The sequence below is a fragment of the Tabrizicola sp. genome, assembly GCF_031377265.1.
In the GTDB taxonomy this organism is placed as follows: Bacteria; Pseudomonadota; Alphaproteobacteria; order Rhodobacterales; family Rhodobacteraceae; genus JAUYQR01.
In genome coordinates this window covers 1-7,884 of the sequence record NZ_JANMET010000309.1, presented here as the reverse complement: position 1 = coordinate 7,884, position 7,884 = coordinate 1, and the positions used below count along the sequence as shown (strand labels likewise).

Annotated in this window: 6 protein-coding genes and 1 tRNA gene; 1 reads left to right on the top strand and 6 read right to left on the bottom strand. The window is 63.4% G+C overall.

The features are described from left to right. Window positions 1-71: 71 nt before the first annotated feature. Window positions 72-1,028, bottom strand: a complete 957-nt coding sequence (locus tag RMO18_RS16905; RefSeq protein WP_405054099.1) for a LacI family DNA-binding transcriptional regulator — start codon at window positions 1,026-1,028, stop codon at window positions 72-74. Window positions 1,029-1,368: 340 nt separating this feature from the next. Here RMO18_RS16905 and RMO18_RS16900 point away from each other — a divergent pair. Next, window positions 1,369-1,444, top strand: a tRNA-Arg gene (locus tag RMO18_RS16900). An 88-nt stretch (window positions 1,445-1,532) separates the two neighbouring features. Here RMO18_RS16900 and RMO18_RS16895 read toward each other — a convergent pair. From RMO18_RS16895 to RMO18_RS16875, 5 genes are all read right to left on the bottom strand, one after another. Next, entirely contained in the window at window positions 1,533-2,750 is a 1,218-nt protein-coding gene (locus RMO18_RS16895) for a hypothetical protein (RefSeq protein ID WP_309667477.1), read from the bottom strand. An 8-nt stretch (window positions 2,751-2,758) separates the two neighbouring features. Then, a complete protein-coding gene (locus tag RMO18_RS16890) occupies window positions 2,759-3,358 on the bottom strand; it encodes a polysaccharide biosynthesis/export family protein (RefSeq protein WP_309667476.1) in 600 nt (199 codons plus the stop codon). A gap of 209 nt (window positions 3,359-3,567) precedes the next feature. Beyond that, a complete protein-coding gene (locus RMO18_RS16885; RefSeq protein WP_309667474.1) occupies window positions 3,568-4,416 on the bottom strand; it encodes a hypothetical protein in 849 nt (282 codons plus the stop codon). Between the two features lie 95 nt (window positions 4,417-4,511). Continuing rightward, window positions 4,512-5,168, bottom strand: coding sequence for a 4'-phosphopantetheinyl transferase superfamily protein (locus RMO18_RS16880; RefSeq protein ID WP_309667473.1), 657 nt, complete (start codon window positions 5,166-5,168; stop codon window positions 4,512-4,514). Continuing rightward, a partial coding sequence (locus RMO18_RS16875; protein WP_405054098.1) for a MupA/Atu3671 family FMN-dependent luciferase-like monooxygenase occupies window positions 5,165-7,884 on the bottom strand: 2,720 nt, incomplete at its 5' end. The genes RMO18_RS16875 and RMO18_RS16880, both read right to left, overlap by 4 nt.

Sequence of the window (7,884 nt, the reverse complement as noted above, 5' to 3'; positions counted from 1 at the left end):
GCAGGCAGGCGCGGCCTGATTTGATTGAAATCAATTCCGGCAAGAAGGGTAAAAGGCAGAAGCCACTTGCCCTAACCCTTGCGGATCGTGTCGCCGGTTTGCAGGACGGGGAACAGTTCGATCACCTCGGGCGCGGGTTTGCCGAGGGTCTGCTTGCCGCTGATCATCTGCGCAGCGCGGCGGCCGATTTCCAGACGACAGGCGTCCATCGTGGCAAGTTTGCGCGAGATGCCGTCCAGCAATTCCACGCCGTTGAAGCCCGCAAGACCGATCTTGCCCGGCACATCCAAGCCCTTGTCCAGACAGTACAGCAGGCCCCCTGCCCCGATCATGTCATTGGAATAATACAGAAAATCCACATCGGGGGACCGGGACAAGACGGCTTCGGTCATTTCTCGGCCTTTCAGCAGGGCCGAGCCGCCGGAATAAAACTCACGGTCGATCAGGGTCAGGCCATTGGCGGCAAGAACCTCTTCAAAGCCTTCCAGACGTTTGCGGGCGCGGTGGTCGTTGGGCATCTGGGTGCCCATGAAAGCAATGCGGCGATAGCCTGCACTGATGATCGCCTCGGCCATCTGGCGACCGGCGCGGCGATGGGAAATGCCGACGGCGTGGTCCACCGGGGTGCCGTCGATATCCATGATCTCGACAATGGGAATGCCGGCGCGGGCCAGCATCGCCTGTGCGGCAGGGGTATGTTCGAGGCCCGCGATGATCAGGCCCGAGGGCCGCCATGACAGCATTTCGTAGATTACGCTTTCCTCCCGGTCGGGCAGGTAGTTGGAGACGCCGACGACGGGTTGCAGGCCGGTGCCTTCCAGCATTTCGGAAATGCCGGTCATCACCTCGGGGAAGACCATGTTGGACAGTGAGGGGATCACGACACCGACAAGGTTGACACGCTGGCTGGCCAAGGCACCGGCGATCTTGTTGGGCACGTAGCCCAGCGTTCGCGCCGCCTCCAGCACCCGCTCGCGCGTGGTGGCGGAGACGTCGCCCCGGTTGCGCAAGACACGGCTGACGGTCATTTCACTGACGCCGGAGGCTTCGGACACATCCCGCAACGTCAGCGGGTGGTGCGGATCAGAGTTCGGAGTTCTGCTCAAAGGTGCTGCCCGGCCTGAAACATTCGTTCAATTCTACCTAGCGCCAAAGCGGAGGCTTGTCCAAGGGACAGTGGTCTGGTAGTGATAGCGCTAACAGCCATTGCGGCTGGATGTTTCCTGCGTGTCCGTCGAGCTCTCAAACCGGATGCGTCGGACCGGAAGGGGGAGTGGTGGGCCAAACTCGCTCCCCCTTTTCTTTTGCCGATCAGTTGCCTTGCGACGCTTTTTGACGCATTGAACGGGCGTGGCCTGCGCCAAACGGGGCCTCGTAGCTCAGGGGATAGAGCGGCCGCCTCCTAAGCGGCAGGTCGATGGTTCGAATCCATCCGGGGTCACCACTTTCACAGAATACATCGCATTGTGGCTTCGGCTGCGCCGTATCCAGTTTGGCCGACAGCTGTTTGGTTTGATTGGCCTGCGCGCGGATCAGGGGCGGAAAACGAAACTGCGGCCAAGTGCGACGAATATCGAAGGCGATTCGGCGCGGCCGTCGTTATCTTCGCGCACGCGGTAGCGGATGCCGGTGTCGAGGTTCCAAGCTTCGGTCAGCGCATAGCCGTAGGCGGCGCCGATCTCGGCCTGTTCAATCCGTTCGGACGGGGAATCGCTGACCTCATATGAGAAATCGACAGCAAAGGACGAAACCGCGTTTACCTCGCGCCGCCAATCCACCGCGAAGGTGGTGTCAACCTCGGTCTCGTCATCGAAACTGACGGTGCGTTCCAGGCTGACGCCGATGCCGCCGTCGGGCTGCGCGCGCGTCCATTCGACAGCGCCAATCAGGTCGGTGCCAGAGTCATCTGCCGTGGTCACACCAATGCGGGCGTTGAACTCGCCGTCCAGCAAAACCATCGAGCGGCCAACCTCGAAGGTGACGCGGCGGCTTTCGTCGGTTTCATCCGCAAGGGTGAGGGTGCCGCTCAGGGTGCCATTCGGCATGCTGTATTCGAGGCCCGCGAACGCTGTAGACGTTTCGGTGACGGTCTGGGCGAGGTCATCTTCCTGCTCACGCTCGAATGACAGACCAACGGTGCCAACCATCACGTCGGAGAACCGCAGCAATGTGCGCAGGCCAACGCGGACAGTTTCGGTGTCGTTCAGGTCAGGATCGGTGGTGTCTTCGTAGTCGGACAGGGCGTAGGACGCTGAGGCGGCAAAGCCAAGTGGCGCGGTGCGACCGGTTTCAAAGTAAACTTCAGCGCGGGAGTCGGAGCGGGTTCCCACCTCATCCACGGCGGTGATATCGTCGTCGAAAGCATCGACATCGTCACGCCGGTAAGCGGCAGTCACGCTGAAGATCGCGTTCGGGATCTCTCGCGTATAGCCGAAACTGAGGTCAGGGCGCCCAAGCTGGGCTTCGGTTCCGTCGATGTCGAAGGAGTTTTCGACCAGCAGGGCGCTTGAGGCGTTGAACTCCAGCCGGTCGATCTGCGTCTCTGTGGTCAGGCCAAAGGACAGGCGGGTTGCGCTGACGTTGGTCGAACCCGTTGCCGGCACGTCGAGCCCGATATTGCTGCCAGATTCAAAGCGTTGTTCGATGCCGAAGACCAGCGTCACGCCGCCTTCTTGCGCCAAGGCTGAAGACGCAGCCAGACACATGGCGCCCAATGCCGGAACACCGCTGAGAAGGTTTGCGCGACGCATGGCCGAGCTTACTCGAACAACTTGCGCTGCGGCACGAAGATCACGTCGCCGTCGGCGAGGCGGGTCGTCAAACCGCCAGCCACGCCGCGTTCGATTGCGTCGTAGTCAAAGCTGAAGACCTTTTCATTGCCCGACTTGTCGACGCGCCGCAACTGGATGCGCTTTTTCGCAGCAAAAGGCGAAAGGCCGCCGGCTTGGGCGATTGCTTGCAGAAGGGTCGTGCCCGGAGCAACCTCTACGCGCCCCGGCGTGGCCGCAGCGCCCAGAATGAACACGTCGATCGTGCGCGCGGTGCCGACGACGCGTTCGGCAAGGGCGCTCATGGTGACATATACGGTCGGTGGGGTGGCAAAGCTGGAGGCCAACCGTGTGGCGAGATCTGACTGAATGTCAGTGAGGCTGCGACCAGAGGCTCTGACCGACCCGACAAGTGGCAGGGAGATCTGTCCATCAGGCAACACGATCGCCGTGCGGTTCAGGCTGGCGTCTTCCAGCACTTCGATTTGCACCACATCGCCCGGCCGCAACAGATAATCCTGTGCCATGGCCCCAACTGCAAGAAACGGCAGCGCCAAGACAATCGCAGTCAACATGCGAACTAGTTTCATTACTCAATCTCCCCTTCGTTCACGGCTGGCAGGCCGCGTTGTGCAAGCACACAAGAACAACGATATTGAAGTGAGTGCCTTGCGGAAAGAGCAATGATCGATTTTGCGGAATTTCCCCAAGGTTTTTTCCAATCGGCAGTTTATTCGTTTCTGTTTTGCAACTGAGGATTGATATCGGCGGCACAGTCTCGCGCCAATTCGCCCGGCTGTCAGGGTGCGACGCCAGTCAGCGGCGTCTTCAGCACCGTTTGCCAAACGATCTGTTGCATCAAAAGCGCCGTTTCGGGGGCTGGGGCAACGGCCTGGCTACCGTCGCCGCGCTTTAGTGCGTGGGGCAGACCGATCGGGCTTTTCTGGTAGAGCACGGCGTAATGCACCAAGGCGACGAAGTAATTTCCGAGGTCGTTCAGGTGGATCTGGTCAAGCGTCCCGTCAGCGTTGCGCATGAACAGGTCCGTGCGGTCGCGCAGGTTGCCGACGCCGCCTTGCTGTTCCACCGCGCGCACGAAGGCGGCCAAAGCCTGACCCGCGGGGATCAGATGAATTTGCGCATCGGCAGGCAGATCCGCCAGTGCGGGCCGCAAGATACCGTCCACCCAATAGCGGGAAAGGTCAGCGTCAAGGCGTTCGATCCAGCCTTCCGGATCATCAAGATTGTGCCAGGTTTCAAAGAGATAGAGCCGCACGCCGGGATGGGCCGAGCGGGCTTTCTGTGCCCAAAGCGCCAGATATCGCGGGCTGTCATGGTATTCCAGCGCCGAGCGGATTTCGACCATCTCGGTCAGGACGATAGCGTCATAGTCGCCGCTTTCGACCGCTTCGAAGGCAGGCCGGAACCGGGGGTGGGCATTCTCGACCTCGAAGCCGCCGATGGTGGCATCACCCCAATGCGAGCTGAGCGTCGCACCCCAGCCAAGCTGGCTGTCGTAGCCATGGCCTTGACCGGCAAGCTGGGCCAACATCGCCGGCATATCACGGTTCACCAGACTGTGGCCGATGTGGAATATCGTCAGCGGGCCAGTGGGTGCGGGCAACGGGGCGGCGTATCGGGCGGCCATGGCAGCATCGTCCAGGGTGCCCGATCCACGCCACCACAGGGCGCTGATGGCTGCGCTGACAATCGCCAAAAGTAGGACAATTAGCCCCGCTCGCCTCATATTGTTACGCCTGTGAAGACAACTCCTTGGTAGATGACAAGGCGCCCATGCAGTTCGTGCCCGGCCCTAAGGCCGCTTACGGTGTGGCGCAGGCTGGCGACAAAGCCGCCGTCCGTCAGCCTTACCGCGAGCGAAGCAAAGCCAAACAGGCTTTCGGTGAGGGGGAACTGCGCCTTGTAGGCGGCTTCCTTGGCGGAAAACACGTGCCGCACGTAGCGGCCGCGGTCTGATTCTGGCAGCATTGCAAGTTCGTCAGGCGCGCAGATCACCGGCCAAAGGGCGGGTTCGAGGGCGGCGTCCTCTTCGATGTCGATACCAAGCGGGCCGCCGATGCGGACTGCGGCAATTGCAAGACCAGCAGAATGCGCGATCGACCCGCCGATGCCCGCAGGCCAGATCGGCGCGCGGTCCAGGCTGACGGGAATCGCCGTCGGGCGGTGGCCGATTGCCATGAGTGCCCGGCGGGCGGCGATGCGGCCTGCCGCAAATTCGGCCTTTCGCGAGGCTACGGCGCCGGTCATGGCCTTGGCCTCGGCGGGCCAGAGGTTGTCTTCACGGCCGCCGATGATCGGTTCGGCGCTAACCGCCACGCCGGGCGGGAATAGCCTTGCGAGTGCGGCTTCAAGCGCTGCCTGGCGGAAGGCGACGGTCATCCTGGGGCCTGTTCGCGCGCTTCGCGCATCGCGCGACGGCGGGCCATGGCGTCTAGCCGGGCCGCGGCGCCGCTGTCGGCAGAGGGGGGCGGTGCGGCAGGCGCGGTCCCGGCACCAAGGTGCGACGCGAGGGCCGAGAGGACCGGAAAGCGGAAGATGTCGGTGATCGCCAGCCGATCGGAACGCAGCGCCGCCTTGAGTTCGCGATGCGCCTGCACCGCCAGCAGCGAATGCCCGCCAAGCGCGAAAAAGTTGTCGGACCGGCCAACGCGCGCCACCCCGAGCACGCGCGACCAGACGGCGGCAATTGCCTGTTCGATGCTGTCTTCGGCAGGCAGAAAACCGGGGTCGGCGTTGCGGGCAGAGGGCGCGGGCAGCGCCTTGCGGTCGACTTTGCGGTTTGGCGTGAGAGGGAAGGCATCCAGTGTCACGACATGGGCGGGCACCATGACCTCTGGCAGCCGCGCGGACAGGTGGCTGCGCAGCGCCGCTTCGTCGGTTGGGCCGTTGGTGGTAACGTAAGCCACAAGGCGGACATCGCCGGGCAGGTCTTCGCGCGGGATCACCACGGCCTGGCGCACGCCGGGCGCGGATTCCAAGGCGGTCTCGATCTCGCCCAGTTCGATGCGGTGGCCACGGATCTTGACCTGATGGTCGGCGCGACCAAGGAAATCAAGCCGTCCGTCGGTGCGGCGGCGGACCAGGTCGCCGGTCCGGTACATCCGGCCGGTTTTGGCAAAGGGATCAGGGTGAAAGCGTTCGGCAGTCAGATCCTCGCGGCGGAAGTAGCCGGTGGCCACGCCCTCGCCACCGATCCACAGCTCACCCGGGGTGCCATCGGGGACCGGGATGCCGGCATCGTTCAGCACATAAAGCGCGGTGTTGGCGATGGGTTGGCCAATGTTCACGACGCCATCTTCGCCCAGCGTCGCCGCGACCGAGGACCAGATGGTGGTTTCGGTCGGGCCATACATGTTGAGAACCGGGCCGCCGATCAGGCCGGCAAGATCACCCGCCAGCCGCCCCGGCAGTGCCTCGCCACCGACCAGCATCCGCTTTAGCCGGGCCAAGGCCGCGCGCGCGCCGTCATCTTCGGCCAGCATCCGCGCCATCGACGGGGTGCATTGCAGGTGCGTAACGCTGTGGCGCAGGATCAGACCGGCGAGGGAATCGTCCTGGTCGGCGGTGCTGTTGGTGCGGCGCAGAACCTCGGCCAAGGGTTTCAGCGCGTCCAGAACCTGGGCTGCGGGAATGCCGTAGTCGATCAGGCAGGCGATTTCGTCAACGTCGATGGCCTTCAGGTCTTCGACGCGGGTCACGCAGTCTTCGACCGTGCCGAACAGGCCGGACTCTTCGAAATAGCGCTGGAAGGCGAAGTCGAGGATGGCGTCCATTTCGTCAGCCGCGAGGCCGGCGAGGTCAATCTCCATCGGGTTGGAGATGCCTTGCGGTTTCTTGAAGGCGGGGAAGGCCCAGGCGTATTGCTTGATCAGGGCGGCGGCGCTGCGCAGGTAATCTTTCATCGGTTCGCGGGCGATGGTGCGCGCGGTTTCACGGTCAGCGGCGATGTAGGTGTGCAGCATCAGGGTGACGGTGAAATCGGCGGGGTTGTGCCCGGCCTCGGCCAGCGCGGCGCGGTAGATCTTTACCTTGTCGCCCACCTCGGCGACCGACTGGCCCAGAAGATGGGTCAACACATTGGCACCAAGGCGACCGGCATCGCGCCAGGTTTCGGGGTTGCCCGCGGTTGTGACCCAGACCGAAAGCTCTTTTGACACCGGGCGCGGTTGGGTGACGACGGCATGAGGTGTGCCGTCCTTGCGCGGAAATTCCACCGCCTCGCCGCGCCACAATTTGCGCAGAGTGGTGATCGTATCAAGCATCGCCTGACGATTTGCCGGAGGCGTGTTTTCAGGGCGGAGTACAAAATCATCGGGCTGCCATCCCGAAGCGATGGCAAGGGCGGCGCGACCATTGGTCAGGTTGTCGATCACTGCCCATTCCTCGGCGATCCGGGCGGGGTGGTGCAGAGGGGCCACGCAACTGCCAGCGCGAACGCCGATGTTTTTGGTAACCGCCGCCACCGCCGCGCCGGTTACGGCGGGGTTCGGGTAGGGGCCGCCAAAGGCGTGGAAGTGCCGCTCGGGCGTCCAGACGGCGCAGAAGCCGTTGGTATCGGCGAATTTCGCGCCTTCGAGGAGAAGCTCGTATTTCTTGGGCCCCGCACCGTCGTCATTGCCCCAGTAGAACAGGCTGAAATCCATCTTGCGGGATGAAACCGTGCCGCCGCCAGAGGGGCGCACGCGGCTGGCGTCGTCGGCCACGACCACGGTAAAGCCGCGCGACAGGGTCCAGAACAGTTCCAGCACCGAAATGTCGAAGGACAGAGAGGTGACGGCCAGCCAGATGCCGGGATCGGCCCCTACCGCGTCATCCATGCCGGCGAAGAAGTTGATCACGTTGCGGTGGCTGACCACCACGCCCTTTGGCCGACCGGTGGAGCCGGAGGTGTAGATCACGTAAGCCGGGTCTTCGGCCAAAGACCCGCTGGCGGGCGGTATGGCGGAGGCACTGGCAAGGCGGGGGTCGGTGTCGAGGATCAGGCGTGCGGGGCCTGGGGGCAGATGGCCGGTGCAGCCTATGTGCCGATGGACCCGGCCTATCCCGCCGACCGGCTGGCCCTTTATGCCGAAGATTCCGGCTGCCCGGTCATCGT